The organism is Roseinatronobacter domitianus, assembly GCF_023336755.1.
Taxonomy (GTDB): Bacteria; Pseudomonadota; Alphaproteobacteria; order Rhodobacterales; family Rhodobacteraceae; genus Roseinatronobacter; species Roseinatronobacter domitianus.
Genome location: NZ_JALZWP010000004.1, coordinates 40089 through 55841, shown reverse-complemented (window position 1 = coordinate 55841; position 15753 = coordinate 40089). Strand labels below are relative to the sequence as shown.

Below are 15753 nucleotides of genomic sequence, written 5' to 3'. Positions count from 1 at the left end.
TGTTTGTTTTTACGTGTTTTCGCTTTCTGGGATCAGAAGCGGATATAGCTCCGGTTGCCTTTATACTATCGGTTAACTTAGGCGATAGATTGGCGTAAGCTAAGCTGGTTTCGCTTCATGCCTCCCGCGCCTGCGCGTTTGAAAAAGTAACGCGTCGCCTGTGGAAGTGCTCAATGCGCGAATGGCAGGCGGTTTCAAAAACCAGTTCGCAATAATGTTCAAACGCCGCTTCCCTGTGGCGTGACAAAATGCGCCAGGCCACAAAACTCTGCACAGTCTCGACGCAGGCGGCTATCCCACAAACACCGTGTATCACCTTTGATTGGCTGTTCGCGTCTAAAGATAGCTATGAAATTATCATACAACATGTTCTCAATTTACATCGCCAAAGAAGCCCGCGCAGCTGTATTTATTCGTTGGACGCATGATGGAAAGCAAATATCAACAAAGTAGTCCTGATTATCATTGTAGTGGCAATGGGACAAATTTCCTTGGTGTTATTGTGATAGCCGCTCTTATGGGCGCATTTTTGGCAATCATCTCTTTTATAATATCAAAAAACTTTGTTGCGGCCATATTGGTTTATTATGCTTGGGTTGCTTTTATCTTGGTGCTCTATTGTGTGTTAAACGCCGTAGAAGACCTTTACTCTGTTTAGTGGCTGTGATGCATAAAGCAAGGTTGAATGATTGTTATATCCTGCTTGTTGCTCACTTTATCCCAAGTGCAAGACCTGTAGTTATTCGAACCGTGAACGGACGGTTGATGCAAGTATAATTGCGAAAGGGAACACTATCCTGCACCGGCCGTAGCGCGTTGTAATCCTTCGCCACCACTTTAGCCAACCTCGCATGATTTTCATCCGGTTGCGAAATTTTTTGCGCCTTTCACCAAGGTCTTTCGCGTGCTGCAACCGGATAAGCAGAGCTTCATCTGCTTGTCTCATAATGTGCCTCTGAACCAGTCGGCGTCGTAACCGCGAGCTGAAACAAGCCAATGCCTGCTCCGTGGGAAAAACGGCCGCGCCTGTGTAGTTGCTGACTTAACTCCCAGTTGAATGAGATGATGCCGCGACTGATCAGACCGCGAATCTATCTTTGTTTCGCGCAGGCTCCACACCCTTCATCGAGCGGCAGCGTGGCGTCCTCGCCAATCGATCACGCGGCATGCCATGGCTTTTTGGAAGGACGTGGCTTAGCCGCCCCATCTACGCATCAGTCAATCAGTCAGGAACGATTGCTAACTGATTGATTTCCTTGCAGAGGCATGCAATATCCCTCAAAGTGGAAATAAATAGACCCTAAATCTGACGAATACGCAGATTTCTTTACATTAATGCGCCATGTTTGAAAAAGATGAGTGCTGGATAGGTGAAAAATTTTTAACTTTAGTTTAAATTATAGATATAAAGTTCTTTCGTGATGGAAGGGCTCGCTTTCTTCAGCAGAAGAGCTACTATCGAATCGTTCGATAAAATACCTGCGAACTTTTGTTATAGAGGCCACCTATGAACGTTCTGATAGCTGACGACCATGAGTTGCTTGCAGAGGCAGTTGCGCAGTCGCTTTCAAGAAATGAGGGGCTCTCTGCTGTTGTTGCAACTTCGTTGGCCGGCACCATGGATGAACTTTCATCTAACGAGTATGATATTGTTTTACTGGATCTCCGGATGCCTGGGATGATGGGTTTGTCGAGTGTGGATAGTGTCCTCAAGCGCGCGCCCGGCGTCAATGTTGTTTTGTTTAGCGGGCAGATAGACAGAAGATTTCTAGACGATGCGGTGAAGTTGGGTGTGAAGGGCTATATCCCAAAATCCATGCCTCTGAAATCTTTAGATGTCTCCCTAAGGCTTATTTATTCGGGGCAAACGTTTATCCCACATCATCAGCCTCAGGAAAGCCAATTAAACGCAAGCAACCTAACTTCGGAGCCGCTTGTAGAGCGCGAGCTCTTTGTTTTACGCTTGGCTGCCGACGGCATGATCAACAAAGAAATAGCGCGTGACCTCGGGATCAGTGAGGCACAGGTAAAGATGATTATGCGCCAAGTATGCCAAAAGCTTGGAGCACGCAATCGTGCCCATGCCTGCGTTGTCTCTCGAGAACGCATGTTGATCTAAGATTCTTTGTTGATTGGGGGCGATGTCTTGAGAGAGCATCATATTGCTTCGTTGCAATCATTATGACTGTGTAAAAAAATTAAACGCCTATAGGCGCAGTAAATTTTCGGGCGTTCCCATGCCTTTGATCTCTGCGTTTCAACTGCGCTGTAGCAACTGCGTGTCTTGTTGTGTTAATTCAGATGAAGGCCGCTATGTTGCGAGTGGCGGTTGGTTAATAATGTTAACTGGATGTTAAGATCGGCAATATCCAAATTAAGTGTTGGCGCGGATTGTGACCGTCAATTTTTTTGCCTACACTACCGCGCATTAAACCTCTTGCTTTGAAGATACCTCTACACCACCTCGAACGAGAGCTTGACCGTTTGAGTTGCTGCCTCTGTGCTTCAAAAAGGGCGCGATCTTCTTTGCAGATGGCGTCTGCATCTAGCAAATGCCTCGGTAGCGCCTAATCTCACTTCGCAGTGTTAAATAGGTAAGACCAAGGGTCGGACAAGGCATACATGGTTTATCAGGCGTTCCAGCCTCAGTGTTTGACCTCTAGCTTGCGCGTAATTTTGCTTGCTACTTCGTCATCCAGGAGTGCTTTGGCTTCGAGTGACCCTAGCTCTTCCAATGTCGTCCCCATTATTGGATGCATTTCCTCCGGTAACAAAGATTCAAGCTTGTTAGTAATTGCCATGTAGTTTTGTAGAAGATCGCGCAGCATTATTGCTGGGCGAGCCTTCTCGCCATGCGAGAAGTCCACCAAATGCCATTTGTCGCCTTCAATTTTTTCGACGATATTTAGGGTCTGAAGCCTGTCCAGCTTGCGTCGCACTGTTGCACGGTTGATGCCAGTGTATCTGTGAATTTCATTGATTGAGGTGTAAAAGCCCTGCTCGCTACTAATCTCGGCAATTGTGTCATCGTTCAGTCCGTGCTTTTCCACAATCTGAAACAAGTCACGCCTTGTACGCATCACGACTGCAAAACCGATTAGTGCTAACTCTAAGTCATTTCCCAGATGCCGCCTAAGTATCTGGAGCGCTCCATACGTTACTTTGGCCATGCCAAGAGCCACAAGGTTCATCGTTCGTGGATCGGTTGTAATCATGGAGAGTACCCAGTTTTTTAACACGGAACTCTTATCGGGAAATTCCCAAGATGACAATGTGCGCCATGTTCAAAGTGAACATGTTCAAACTTGTCAACTTTTCTACGGAGAATGCTTTTGTAATAAAGCTGCAAGGACGCTTACAGACACTGGGTATCCGATGTGGCCGCATCATTCTGCCGACCCATATGGTCCGAGGCTCTTATGCCGTATCGTAGGCATGAACAAAGAGGATCAGAATGTGATCACGCTACGGAGTTGCAGCAGCGCTACGTCTTTTGACGCGAACCACACTTTGGGCAATCCCCTGTGCGGGCTTTCTCGAATCGAAGAGACGTTTACAAGTCGCAATAGGGATTAAGGAATGGAACAGACCGGTTTCGACTTCATGTTTCTCAAGCAGCAAATTGATGAGGGAATTCTTGTTGAAGACCCGGAGACATTGGCAGATTTGGCGCTTCTTGTACCAGATCTTGTGGATGCGCTAGAGGGGGTGCAAGGAACAAATGAACAAGTAGACCTGGTTTTGAAAACAGCACGAAACGTCATAATGCGCAACTGCGGGACATAAGGTGGCATTTGAGATTGCGTGTTTCGTGCCTTACACTTTACCTAATCTTGGTGACCGGATGATGCGATCAAGCAGACTGAAAGTCGAACGTTTTGAATTCGAGCCCCTAATCATGTGTCATCGTGCAGTCTTTCAAGACGATAAAGCACTTGGAATGCCAAGCAAGTGAACAGCACTGGCTGGCCCAAAGTTAGGCTCTTGCGAAAAGCAATTGGCCCATTTTGGCGCGCAGCATGGCGTTGTTGCATTACCCACGCCTGAGGCGTGACTGCCCCTTACCGCGCTGACGTCATGCCACGCGGATGATCGCGGCTGCGCCAAGGGTTGAGACGCGGTTCATCAGGGCGACGCCGATCTGCATTTCGGCGGTTCGGCGGTCGGTTGGAGCAATTGGGGCGCGATTGATGAGATATGTGCTGAAATTGGTGAGGCATGATCTGGCGGCTGTTTGACATTGGCGACCATGACACCGACTGTTGGAAGGTGTTTGGAGTGGATCAGGCGGCAATGCGCCGATAAAGCGCTTGCGCTCATTTCGGCCAGATGTCTGATCTGCAATCGGGTTTGCCAGTGATGCTGTTATTTCTCTGGAGGCCCGATCCTGTGTGATGCGCTCTTGACGATCATGCTTGAGCAGCGGGACATCGAGGTCGAGTGCTCAAGGGAGTGTCACCAACCCGACGGCCCGAAGTTTTGCATGATCGGGATACCACATCGGCGTTTTGGGCAGCGTCGCCAGCCGCTGGACAAACTGCTCGTCAACCGATTGTGCGCGGTAAATCGCCAGATCGCGCTGCATTTCAACTTCAGGATCGATCATGCCGAAATTTTGCCCATGCCCCAGTGCATAGCGGTGGAACCCGATCTGTCCTTCGGACGACAGCGAACGCATAGCTCCGCCAGCACAAATCAACGCACAGGCCGATGCGCAATACCCATGGACATGCGTCGCAATCTCATTCGAACGCAAAACGGTGACGACGCCACGCGCTTCGGCAATGTATCCGCCCTTGCTCTCCAGTGTTATCCTTTTGATCTTTGGATTTGAGGCGACCAGCCCGCGCAACGCTTCGGTCAAGCCGAAATCTACCCGACCGCTGAATTCGAAAGCCTGCCCATCATCACTGATTGTCAGATCGTATTGTGGCGGGGGTGGGGGTGGTAAATGATACGTTTCTGGAAGTGCCTCGGTGCGCGCAATGCCGACACCCACAATGGACAGCCCCCCAATCGCAAGGGCCAACAGCGCGCGCAGTGCATAGATATCTACGGGACGATCTTGCATTACGCTACTGTGCATCGGATCGTGTCTATTTTTCCCTCGACAGATGAGGTCCTTGCAACGCGGAGCTTCGTTGCGGCTTCGATAGTCTGCATTATGCCGCGGTAGGTCATGGCGTAATCTTTTCCTGTTTTTCAGGTCACACGCGTCACCTGATGTAAGCGATTGCTTGACGCTAGCTGATTTGAGAGACCTCCGCTGTGAACAGGATCACACGGCAATGTAGTAAATGCGGTGCCGCAGTTGGCCTCCACCTGTGCCAAGTGCCGCCTCTGCAACCGGTTTCGCCAGCGATGCTGCCCTGTCTTTGGATGCCCGATCTGGTATGGCGCGCTTTTGTGGTCCAGCCACGCGCCGTCTGGAACTATCGCGGTGCCACCTCAAGCGCATGTATGCCGACCTGAGCATGCAGAATGACGTGCTGAAGGAAGCCCTTGGAAAAAAGTGACGGAACTATCCCAACGCCGCGAACGAAGTGATCGCCGCTCTGCTGACAGGGCGGACGGATGCGCGCAAGACTTGGCGGTTTGGCCTGTGTTTCTTGCCCTGTTCAATGTGAAGGCGCACCCGCGGAACCACAAACGGGTCTATCGGATCTACTGCCCGCTGGAACTCAACCTGTGCAGTGCGCCATTGAGAGGTCATTGGCTCAAGTCCAATGACGCACGCTGCGCATGCGGCTGAAACCTGATGTTCTGGCGGTGCCGGATGCGCCCAATGTGACCCGGTCGATGGATTGCGCTTCGCGGAGCAACTCCGGAAGCGCCGTCAGGGTGTCCAGACCAACATGTGCCGTATCGACAGCGCGACAGATGGCAGATACGACGCGATCAAACATCCAGACAGGCGGTTTCAAAGACCGGTTAGACCGACCGCCTGTGAGGTTGCAGCGAAACTCCGACACATCAGGTTTGCCGATCAGCTCATGAAGATAAGCCAATTGGCCGAACCATGGGTGCCATCGATCCATAACCTTGTGCCGATCGATAACGTAGGGTGTTCTGATGGACAACAATGGCAGGCCGCACTCATCGCTTGGCAACAAAATATCCGCTGAAGCGCGCCGAGCCCAAAGCGAAGATCATTAACCCCAAGGGCTTGCGTTAAGACTGGGGGACGAACGGGCAGCAGGTTAATCCTGCATCCTCTTGGGTGCGCCGTTTTTCTTCAGCGGCAACAGAGCGCTGCTGCGTCAGGCTGATCGTCTGGACAAACGCCGTGACAGCGAATTGCATCGGTGCAACACTGGCCCCGCACCAAGGACGTGTCACGCGGCCGGCAATCGCTGTGAGGTGGCAAGCAGACCGCCGATCTTGGTGCGTGCGATGTGTTCCAAGACCCAAAGCGACAGGGCAAGGCCGCTGATGACTGCGGTTGCGATCCCGAACCACACGCCCCATGTGCCCCAGTCGAACACTGTCACATACAGCCAACAAAACAGGCCGACTGCGATTCCCTGACGCCAGATGCCGATCCAGACGGTGGCCATGGGGCGCTTGAACGCCTGCAACATGGCGTTGACCGCGAAGAGCGCCAGGTAAAGCGGCAAGATGAACCCATCGACATGCAGGTAATCGGTGCCAAGGCGGATCACATTCGGGTCGTCGTTGAATAGCGCGACCATGGGTGCCGCCGCGAACCATAGCAACGCAGACCCGACAAGCATGACCCCGGTGCCAACCTTCAGGCAGAACCACCATGCGTCGCGCACGCGGTCATGCTGCCCCGCGCCGAAATTCTGCGCGACGATGGGCAAAAGTGCGCCGGTCAAGCCAAACCCCGGCAGCAGGATCAACTGCTCTATCCGCAGCCCGATGCCATAGGCGGCCAAGGCTTCCGGGCCAAAGCTTTTGAGGAACATCTGCACGAAAAAGCCCGCAACCAGCAAGATCATCATGGCAAAGGTCGACGGCAGGGCTTGGGCCGCGATCTCTTTGGCACGAACCGGGTCGGGGCGCCATGACCGCGCGCCGTCCATCACCTCTGACTGCATGACGCGCCACAGGATATAGGCCATTACCCCGGTTTGGCTGACCAGCGTGGCCAGGGCGATGCCGTTGAACCCGATCTCCGCGATCAGCCCGGGCACCCCGAATATGAACAGCGGGTTCAGCCCCAGATTGGCAAAAAATGCCGCGATCTGCGCCCGTTTCATCGAATCCGTGTCGCCTTGCGCAGTCAGAATTCCATTGCCCCCAAAGGCCAGCAGGAAGGGCGCGGTGGCCAGCAGGATCACGTTCATATAGGCATTGGCGGCGTCGCGATAAGCGCCCGGTTCCGACACCAGCGCCAATAGCGCAGGAGAGCCCCATATCCCCGACACGCCAAGCGCAAGCGCCGTCAGTAAGCCAAAGACAAGGCCTTGTGTTGCGATCTGTTTCGCCCCGGCTGTGTCATCTTCCCCCAGCGCATTGCCCACCAGCGCCGACATGGCACTGCCAAGGCCAACCCCAAAGGCGATCAGCAGCATGAAAACCTGAAATGTAATCGCCAGCCCAGCTTGCGCGTCTGTGCCAAGCAGCCCCGCATACCACAGGTCCACCACGTTATAGAGCGTGGAGAACACCATTCCGATAGCCGCAGGCACTGCCAGCGCGCGGAAATGGCCGGGGATAGACCCCTGCCGCAAGTTGCGCGTGCGCGGCGTGCTCATGTTGTGTCCAATCGGATTGGGCGGCGAGATCGCGGCCTTGTTTGGCATATGCGCCGGTTCAGCGGGTGGTCAAGGACGCGGTTTAACTGGCCTCGACATCCCAGCCCGACACGGCCTTGACCTCCAGGAAATCCTCTATCCCCCAAATGCCGCCCTCGCGCCCGTTGCCCGACTGCTTCATGCCGCCAAACGGTGCGCCCGCGCCGCGCGATTTGCCATTCATTTCGACCATGCCCGACCGCAGATGCCGCGCCATACGGTTGCGCCGCGCGCCGTCGGTGCTTTGGACGTAATTGGTCAACCCGTAGGGGGTGTCATTGGCGATGGTGATCGCGTCATCCTCGCTGTCGAATGGCATGATCGACAGGACCGGCCCGAAGATTTCCTCTTGCGCGATGGTCATGTCGGGGGTGACATCGGCAAAGACCGTGGGGCGCACGAAATAGCCACGGTTCACACCCTCGGGGCGGCCCAGCCCGCCTGCGACCAGCCGCGCGCCCTCTTTGATCCCGGTTTCGATCAACCCCTGCACCTTGTCGAATTGCGCGGCACTTACCAATGGGCCGATATGACGGCCCGGGTCGCGCGCGGCACCAACCTGCGTGGTAGTCGCGATCATGGCTGCCTGTTCGACGGTTTGGTCGTAAATGCTGCGCTCGACCAGCATTCGCGTCGGCGCGTTGCAGGATTGGCCTGTGTTCTGGAAGCAATGCAGCACGCCACGCTTAACCGCTTTTTCATCGGCATCGGCAAAGATGATATTCGCGCCTTTGCCACCCAGTTCCAGATGCACGCGCTTCAATGTTTCGGCGGCATTCTTGGAAATGGCGATCCCGGCGCGGGTGGACCCGGTAAAGCTGACCATGTCCACATCTTTGTGGCCGGAAAGCTGCGTGCCCACGCCCGGCCCATCGCCATGCACCATATTGAACACGCCCGGCGGCAACTCGGCTTGGTGCATGATCTCGGCCCAGATATGCGCGGAGAGGGGTGCGATTTCCGACGGTTTCAGAACCATTGTGCAGCCTGCCAGAAGCGCTGGAATGACCTTCAGCGTGATCTGGTTCATCGGCCAGTTCCAAGGCGTAATCAATGCGCAGACGCCCACGGCCTCGCGGATGATGCGGGTGTCGGGGGCGTGGTTGCCCAAGGGGGCGTCGAATTCCACCTGCTCATACGCGCGGATGAAGTTGCGGATATGGAACTCGCCCGCGCCATATTGCGAACTGCGGGCCAGATCAATCGGCGCGCCCATCTCAAGGCTCATGGCTTGAGCAAGCTCCTCGGCATGGTCTTTGTAAAGCGCAAGGATACGCTTTACCGCTGCCAGCCGGGTGTCGGGCGCGCAGTGCATCCAGCCGGGCAGGGCGGCTTTCGCCGCGGCCACGGCTGCATCGGTATCGGCTTGCCCACCCAGCGTGATAGCGGCGCAGACCTCTTCGGTCGAAGGGTCAATCACGTCCATCTCTGTGCCTGCTATGGGGGCGGTCCAAGCGCCATCGATGTAGAATTGCCGTTTGTCCAGCATGTGATCCTCCTGTATTTGGTGCAGTGTCGCATTGGGGCTAACCCGCTGCAAGGCAGGTCGAAATGCGGAACGCAAAATGCGATGTTTGGGATCATTGCCACCAAAGGCCAGCCGCTGGCAACGCCTGCCAACTGGGAAGCCGGTGACAACATGATCGTGGGGCTTGCGCTGGCCACCGACGCCGCGCGCGCAAAATTCGGCGAGGTCGAGACTGTTCTACCCTATCAGCGCAAGGTCAAGGCACCCGTCGCTTAACGCAGATCAATCACCCGCGCGTCAATGGCCAGCATATAGCCTTGGCGCGCGACATTCTTGACCAGAACTTCGCTGACCAACTGGTTGCCAAGACTGTCACGCAGGCGTTTGATGCGCGTGGCCCCTGCCGCTTCGTCACAATCGGCTTCTGCACGGCCAGAGATAACGGCCTCGATTGCGGCACCCGTCAACATGTCATCATCCAGCCGCGCCTCGGCCAGCACTGCCAGCGTTTCGACGGCCGCAGGGGTCAGGCGAAACTCCATATCGTTGATGCCCACGGTATTCGTCGCGCGGTCAATCAACAGCGATGACACCTGCAATCCCTGTTTCTCGACCATTGCCAAACGCCGGTTCAAGACAACAAGCGTGACCACCATGAAAAGCGACGTGACCAGCAGACCCGTGGCAAAGACCAGCAGCACGAAAATCACGATTCGGTAGCTGACTAGCGTTTCGGAGAATGCCGTGCCGGATTGCGCCAGAATTTCCAACAGCTTGATTTCCGCGCCCGTGGTCAGGTCGGCGTTTTCCACGAATACCCGTTCCACCCGCGCATTGAAGGCGTTGGCGTCGGGAAGGTTCAGGAATAACAGCACAGCGGTCAGGGCCAAAACGCCCACAATCCCGCCAATGCCCAGCACCAGCGCGCGGCTGCCATGCCGCGTCAAATCAGCGGCGGAGATGGATGGCGCCTGCATTGGCTCTCCTTGCATCGAACTGAGCTTGGGTCAGGATGGATTCGATCTGCAACAAGGTCCAGCCCGACCGTGCGATGACGGGGGCGGCGTATCGCGTTGCTTCGGCCACCGACCCGCAGGCAGAGGCCGGCAATTCGATCAACCCGTATTGCAAGCGCAACGGGTTGTCCTGCTTGGCTTTGTAATCCGCGTAACACTGCGCCGAGGCTTGCGTTGCAAGCGCCATCGCAATCAGGAACGCGCCCTGTGCAAGGATATGTCTCATGGCTGAAACGCTGACACCAAGCCCCCTGATATGCAATATCCGTGGCGCGGGGTGTGGCTGTCATTGGATAACATTGCGCGGTTATTGCCTGTCCGGGCAGGGAAGGAGCAGGGTTGCGGCATGATTTCCAACACGGAGCACTGCCATGACCCTGCCACCCCGGTTGACCTCTGCCCTTGCGGCTGTCGCCCTTGCCCTTGGGCTTTTCGCCAGTAGTGCAGCGCCTGCCCGCGCCTCTGATGACGCGGCGAAACTGCTTTTTGGGGCCGCAGCCCTTGCGATCATCGCCGGTGCCGTTCATGCCGAGCGAGACAATCGCCGCCATTACGACCCGCGTCCCAAGCGGTCTCATCGTGCGTATATTCTGCCCCAGCGCTGCGAGATTACCGTGCGCATGCAGGGCAAACGGCATCACGCCTATAGCGGACACTGTTTGCACCAAGCGGGCCTGCGGGGGTTGCCGAACCGTTGTGTGGTTGGGGAATGGCGCGGCGCGGTCTATGGCGCGCGCTGCCTGCGCCGGAACGGCTATATCGCGGGCTGATGCTTGCCTTTTTGGGGATGGCATTGGCATAAGGAGTTATGTCGCTCGTCCAACAAATCCCAGATTTCAGCCATGAGCGCCTTGCCATGTCGCAAGGCGCTTGTCGCGTTGTCGGCGTAGACGAGGTGGGCCGGGGACCGCTTTGCGGGCCGGTAACCGCGGCTGCCGTCTGGCTTGACCCGACATATCTGCCGCAGGGCCTGAACGATTCCAAGCGATTGAGTGCCAAGGCACGGCTTGCCCTGTGCGACCAGATCCGCACCCATGCCGATATCGGGATCGGACATTGCAGCCCGGCCGAGATTGACGAGCTCAACATATTGCAAGCAACCTTTCTGGCCATGCAGCGCGCCATTGCCGCTTTGGCCGTGCCGCCCTGCCATTTATTGATCGACGGAAATCGGTTGCCCAAGGGTCTTTCCTGCCCGGCAGAGGCGATCGTGAAAGGGGATGGGCGCAGCATGTCCATTGCCGCGGCATCCATCATCGCCAAGACCGCACGCGACGCGATCATGGCCGATTTGGCGAAACGTTACCCCGGCTATGGCTGGGAGCGAAACGCGGGATATCCGACCAAGTGTCACTTAAATGCCATAGCGCAGCTTGGTCCAACCGCAGAACATAGACGCTCGTTCAAGCCGATACGCAAAATCTTGTGTCCAGAATCTACTTGAAGAAAGTTTTTTAAATCGCTGATTCGATTGTAAATTGACGAAACGAATCGCATGACTCATCTTGTCCTCAAGAACACACGCACCAATGCGTGGAGACAGAGGCAAAATGGCAGTCAAAGACGTTGCGAAGGGTGCGGCAATGCTCCCACTGGACCAAATTCTGGATGGCGATTGCATAGAACGGATGAACGCGTTGCCAGCGGCGAGCGTCGATCTGATCTTTGCAGACCCGCCCTACAACCTGCAACTGCGTGGCGATCTGCATCGCCCCGACAACAGCAAGGTCGATGCCGTTGATGACGCTTGGGACCAGTTCGACAGTTTCAAGGTCTATGATCAGTTTACCCGTGCATGGCTTGCCGCCGCGCGGCGCTTGCTGAAACCCAACGGCGCAATCTGGGTGATCGGATCGTATCATAACATCTTTCGTGTGGGCGCCGCGTTGCAGGATCAGGGCTTCTGGTTGCTGAATGACGTGGTTTGGCGCAAATCCAACCCCATGCCCAATTTTCGCGGAAAGCGCCTGACCAACGCGCATGAAACGATGATCTGGGCCTCGAAGTCTGAAGGTGCGAAATACACGTTCAACTACGAGGCGCTCAAAGAGCTGAACGAAGGCGTCCAGATGCGTTCGGATTGGGTGCTGCCCATTTGTTCCGGCCATGAACGGCTGAAAGATGACAAGGGCGACAAGGCCCACCCCACGCAAAAGCCCGAGTCGCTGCTGCACCGCGTGCTGGTCGGCACGACCAATCCGGGCGACGTGGTGCTTGACCCGTTCTTTGGCACCGGCACGACCGGTGCTGTCGCCAAGCTGCTGGGCCGTCATTACATCGGCATCGAACGCGAGGAAAGCTACCGCAAGGTCGCCGCGAAACGCTTGGGCCAGGTGCGCCCGTTGGACGGCGCGTCTTTGGAAACAACGCTGTCAAAGCGCGCTCTGCCGCGCGTGGCGTTTGGCAGCCTGGTCGAACGTGGCTTGCTGCGCCCCGGAGAAGTGCTTATCAACGCACGCGGGCAGGCGGCAAAGCTGCGCGTCGACGGCTCGCTTGTCAGCGCCGAACATCGCGGTTCCATTCATCAGGTCGGCGCCGCGCTAGAGGGCGCACCGTCTTGCAATGGTTGGACCTATTGGCAATTCAAGCGCGACGGCAAACTCATTCCCATCGACATCCTGCGCCAGCAAATCCGGGCCGAGATGCACGATTGACCCCAGTTACCGCCGGTGCCCTGTGTTACCCGCCGGGGCGCCCACTTTACCCCGCCAGCAATGGCGGGGTTTTTTTGTGCGATGTCACACGCTACATCCGGAAAAACTATCGGAGGAACCATGCGCGATTTTCAAGCACCCGGCCGTTCGGCCGTGTTCGCAACCGAAGGCATGTGCGCCACGTCGCATCCATTGGCCGCCAAGGTCGCGTTGGACTTGCTTCAACAGGGCGGCAACGCGGTCGATGCCGCCATCGGCGCGGGCGTGCTACTGGGCCTGTGCGAGCCGCAGATGACTGGCTTGGGCGGCGATTGCTTCATGCTGCTGAAACCGGCGGGTTCCGAGCGGATCGTCACGGTCAATGGCTCTGGTTGCGCGCCCGCCGGGGCCGATGCAGGCGCATTGCGCGCCCGCGGGCTGGATGCTGTGCCGGTTTACGGGGTCGAGTCCGTCACCTTGCCCGGTGCCGTGGATGCGTTCTGCCAGGTCAGTGCCGATTGGGGACGCCTTGGTTTGGCCGATACGCTTGCGCCCGCCATCCGCTACGCCGAAATTGGGGTCCCAGTGGCCCCGCGTGTCGCGTATGACTGGGCAGAGCCCACCCATCTGCAAGGGGCAGCGCGTCGCCATTACCTGAACGGCAACGTGCCTTTGCGCAGCGGGCAAATCTTCCGCGCGCCCTCTCAGGCAGAGGTCTTGCGCCGAATTGCCCGAGAGGGACGCGCAGGTTTCTACGAAGGCGAGGTTGCCCAAGACCTCATCGACAGCTTGCGAGAGATGGGCGGGTGCCACACCCTTGATGACCTTGCCGCAACCACCTGTACCTATGGTGATCCGATCCACAGCGCTTATCGCAACCTTGATCTTTTCGAACATGCGCCCAATGGAACCGGCGCGGTTGCAAGCCTGATCCTGAACATTTTGCAACATTTTGATATGGCCAGTCTGGACCCGCTTGGCCCTGAACGCGCACATCTGGAAGCAGAGGCCACGAAGCTGGCCTATGACGCCCGCAACCGCTTCATCGCGGACCCGGACCATACCACGCGCCTTGCGCATCTGCTCGCGCCCGAAACGGCGGCGCAACTGGCCAGCCTGATCGATCCCACGCGCGTGCTTCCCGATGTCGCACCGCTGACAGAGGCGATCCATCGCGACACGGTCTACATAACCGTGGTGGACCGCGACCGCATGGCGGTATCGCTGATCTACTCCATCTTTCACAGCTTCGGGTCGGGGCTGGCCTCGGACAAGTTCGGCATCCTGTTCCAGAACCGGGGCGCGGGCTTCACCCTGACCAAGGGCCACCCCAACGAGATGGCGGGCGGCAAACGGCCCATGCACACCATTATCCCCGCGATGTTGGGTGAAAACGGGCGCATCACCATGCCTTTCGGCGTTATGGGTGGGGCGTATCAGCCTGTGGGCCATGCGCGCCTTGTCACCAACCTGCGCGATCATGGGATGGAGCTGCAATCGGCAATCGACGCTCCGCGCGCTTTTGTGGAAAACGGCACGCTGGCGCTGGAAACCGGCTATCCGATCGCGACGGCTCAGGCGCTGACTGATTTGGGGCATCAGGTCATATTGTCGCCCGGTCCGCGCGGCGGCGCGCAGGCGATCAGAATTCATGCTGACGGCGTGCTGGAAGGGGCATCAGACCCGCGCAAGGATGGCTGCGCGCTGGGGTGCTGATTTCATCTTGCCCCAAATACTCAAAACCGGAAGCCCCGGCCCAAAGGGCCGGGGCTGACATATAGACTTGCGGCGCAGCCGCACAATCAGATTAAGGGGCGGACAGATTAAGCGGCGGACAACTGGTCCCAGCAATCCAAAGCCTTGCCAGCATACATAACGGCGGGTCCACCGCCCATCTGGATGCACATGGCCAGCACATCGCCCAGTTCTTCGCGCGTGGCCCCCGCTTTCATCAGCGCCTCGACATGAAACGCGATGCAGGGTTCGCAGCGCACCGCAACGGCAATTCCAAGTGCGACAAATTCCTTTTCCTTCACGCCAATGGCAGGGCTGTCCTTGGCCGCTTTCGACAGCGCACCAAACCCCTTCATCGTGTCAGGAATGGTCTTGAACAGCGTCCGGCTTTGGTCGCGGGTCGCGTTGATGAAATCGGGGTAATTCATGGGGCTGTCCTTGTGTTTCAGGGTGCCCGTGTTCGTAACCCCGCCCTCCGCATGCGGCCTTGACCTACGTCAAATGCGCAGGAAAGGCTGTGCCAATCTTGGCAGGATCGCGCGGAATTTCAGGGGCGCATCGGTTGCCGCAAGGCAGATGCAATCTTGCCCCGGTTCTGCGATGGGCGTGTGCTGTGTGTCTTGGGTGGCAATCTCGACATCGCCGCGCGCGAAACGCGCGTCTTCGTCGTGGAACGCGCCTTGCAGCACAAGTGTCAGTTCCAACCCGTGATGGCCGTGGTCGGGCACTGCGGCCCCTGCCGGAATGTGCAACAGGCGCGCACTGGCCTTGTCAGAGGTTTTCAGGATCGCCTGACGCACACCACCACCGACAGCGCGCCATTGCACGCGGTCCAACCCACCGCCGATTGCATCGACCAGCGGTGCAGGCAACACGGCGTCGCTTGGGCGTGCCTCTGGTTTTGTCGTTGCTGCGCCTGACTTTATGCGCGCCATTACATTGGCCAAACAGTCCGCGCCCATCGTGGCGCAGTCATCGTCCAGCAGCGCGCCACCCACGGCATCAAAGCCGGCGAGGGTCGCGCGGCACGCGTCGCAAACGGAAATATGTGTCGCGACCACAAGGTTGAAGGCTTCGGGCAGGGTTCCTGCCGAATAGGCCATCAACAATTTGTCGCTTAAATGGTGGGTGATCATGCTCAT

Annotated in this window: 16 protein-coding genes and 1 pseudogene; 8 read left to right on the top strand and 9 right to left on the bottom strand. The window is 56.8% G+C overall.

Going from position 1 to position 15753, the window contains the following annotated elements; genetic code table 11:
- Window positions 1-1507: 1507 nt before the first annotated feature.
- Window positions 1508-2119: a response regulator gene (locus M3N55_RS05660; protein WP_249057261.1), complete on the top strand. Its 612-nt coding sequence runs from the start codon at window positions 1508-1510 to the stop codon at window positions 2117-2119.
- 526 nt (window positions 2120-2645) lie between these two features.
- On the opposite strand, the gene M3N55_RS05655 is transcribed toward M3N55_RS05660, so the two are convergent.
- Complete coding sequence (locus tag M3N55_RS05655; protein WP_249057260.1) at window positions 2646-3215, bottom strand: hypothetical protein; 570 nt, start codon at window positions 3213-3215, stop codon at window positions 2646-2648.
- Between the two features lie 364 nt (window positions 3216-3579).
- On the opposite strand from M3N55_RS05655, the gene M3N55_RS05650 reads away from it, so the two are divergent.
- Complete coding sequence (locus M3N55_RS05650) at window positions 3580-3786, top strand: hypothetical protein (RefSeq protein WP_249057258.1); 207 nt, start codon at window positions 3580-3582, stop codon at window positions 3784-3786.
- A gap of 658 nt (window positions 3787-4444) precedes the next feature.
- On the opposite strand, the gene M3N55_RS05645 is transcribed toward M3N55_RS05650, so the two are convergent.
- Complete coding sequence (locus M3N55_RS05645; RefSeq protein WP_249057256.1) at window positions 4445-5071, bottom strand: hypothetical protein; 627 nt, start codon at window positions 5069-5071, stop codon at window positions 4445-4447.
- 376 nt (window positions 5072-5447) lie between these two features.
- Here M3N55_RS05645 and M3N55_RS05640 point away from each other — a divergent pair.
- Window positions 5448-5701 (top strand): annotated as a pseudogene (locus M3N55_RS05640) (IS3 family transposase); the annotation flags it as partial.
- A 16-nt stretch (window positions 5702-5717) separates the two neighbouring features.
- Here M3N55_RS05640 and M3N55_RS16840 read toward each other — a convergent pair.
- The 3 genes from M3N55_RS16840 to M3N55_RS05630 form a co-directional block, all read right to left on the bottom strand.
- Window positions 5718-6008 carry a hypothetical protein gene (locus M3N55_RS16840; protein ID WP_428982619.1) on the bottom strand — a complete coding sequence of 97 codons (291 nt, stop codon included), beginning with the start codon at window positions 6006-6008 and terminating at the stop codon, window positions 5718-5720.
- A 327-nt stretch (window positions 6009-6335) separates the two neighbouring features.
- Window positions 6336-7721 carry an MATE family efflux transporter gene (locus M3N55_RS05635; RefSeq protein WP_249057253.1) on the bottom strand — a complete coding sequence of 462 codons (1386 nt, stop codon included), beginning with the start codon at window positions 7719-7721 and terminating at the stop codon, window positions 6336-6338.
- An 82-nt stretch (window positions 7722-7803) separates the two neighbouring features.
- Window positions 7804-9249, bottom strand: a complete 1446-nt coding sequence (locus M3N55_RS05630) for an aldehyde dehydrogenase family protein (RefSeq protein ID WP_249057251.1) — start codon at window positions 9247-9249, stop codon at window positions 7804-7806.
- An 81-nt stretch (window positions 9250-9330) separates the two neighbouring features.
- On the opposite strand from M3N55_RS05630, the gene M3N55_RS05625 reads away from it, so the two are divergent.
- Window positions 9331-9504: a thioredoxin domain-containing protein gene (locus M3N55_RS05625; protein WP_249057250.1), complete on the top strand. Its 174-nt coding sequence runs from the start codon at window positions 9331-9333 to the stop codon at window positions 9502-9504.
- On the opposite strand, the gene M3N55_RS05620 is transcribed toward M3N55_RS05625, so the two are convergent.
- The gene (locus tag M3N55_RS05620) at window positions 9501-10205 is read right to left on the bottom strand and encodes a winged helix-turn-helix domain-containing protein (protein ID WP_249057248.1); all 705 of its coding nucleotides are present in this window, start codon (window positions 10203-10205) and stop codon (window positions 9501-9503) included. The genes M3N55_RS05625 and M3N55_RS05620 overlap by 4 nt on opposite strands.
- A complete protein-coding gene (locus tag M3N55_RS05615) occupies window positions 10177-10470 on the bottom strand; it encodes a hypothetical protein (protein ID WP_249057246.1) in 294 nt (97 codons plus the stop codon). The genes M3N55_RS05620 and M3N55_RS05615 overlap by 29 nt, the downstream gene beginning before the upstream one ends.
- Before the next feature lie 145 nt (window positions 10471-10615).
- Here M3N55_RS05615 and M3N55_RS05610 point away from each other — a divergent pair, with 145 nt between their 5' ends.
- The 4 genes from M3N55_RS05610 to M3N55_RS05595 all read left to right on the top strand — a co-directional run bounded on the left by M3N55_RS05610 (window position 10616) and on the right by M3N55_RS05595 (window position 14593).
- Window positions 10616-11014 carry a hypothetical protein gene (locus M3N55_RS05610; RefSeq protein ID WP_249057244.1) on the top strand — a complete coding sequence of 133 codons (399 nt, stop codon included), beginning with the start codon at window positions 10616-10618 and terminating at the stop codon, window positions 11012-11014.
- 38 nt (window positions 11015-11052) lie between these two features.
- Window positions 11053-11688, top strand: coding sequence for a ribonuclease HII (rnhB, locus tag M3N55_RS05605; protein ID WP_249057243.1), 636 nt, complete (start codon window positions 11053-11055; stop codon window positions 11686-11688).
- A 106-nt stretch (window positions 11689-11794) separates the two neighbouring features.
- Window positions 11795-12898, top strand: a complete 1104-nt coding sequence (locus tag M3N55_RS05600; protein WP_249057241.1) for a site-specific DNA-methyltransferase — start codon at window positions 11795-11797, stop codon at window positions 12896-12898.
- Window positions 12899-13018: 120 nt separating this feature from the next.
- Window positions 13019-14593, top strand: coding sequence for a gamma-glutamyltransferase family protein (locus tag M3N55_RS05595; protein WP_249057240.1), 1575 nt, complete (start codon window positions 13019-13021; stop codon window positions 14591-14593).
- Between the two features lie 107 nt (window positions 14594-14700).
- Here M3N55_RS05595 and M3N55_RS05590 read toward each other — a convergent pair whose 3' ends face one another.
- On the bottom strand, window positions 14701-15039 hold the full coding sequence (locus M3N55_RS05590; protein ID WP_249057238.1) for a carboxymuconolactone decarboxylase family protein: 339 nt from the start codon (window positions 15037-15039) through the stop codon (window positions 14701-14703).
- Window positions 15040-15108: 69 nt separating this feature from the next.
- Window positions 15109-15753: a ChrR family anti-sigma-E factor gene (locus M3N55_RS05585; protein ID WP_249057236.1), complete on the bottom strand. Its 645-nt coding sequence runs from the start codon at window positions 15751-15753 to the stop codon at window positions 15109-15111.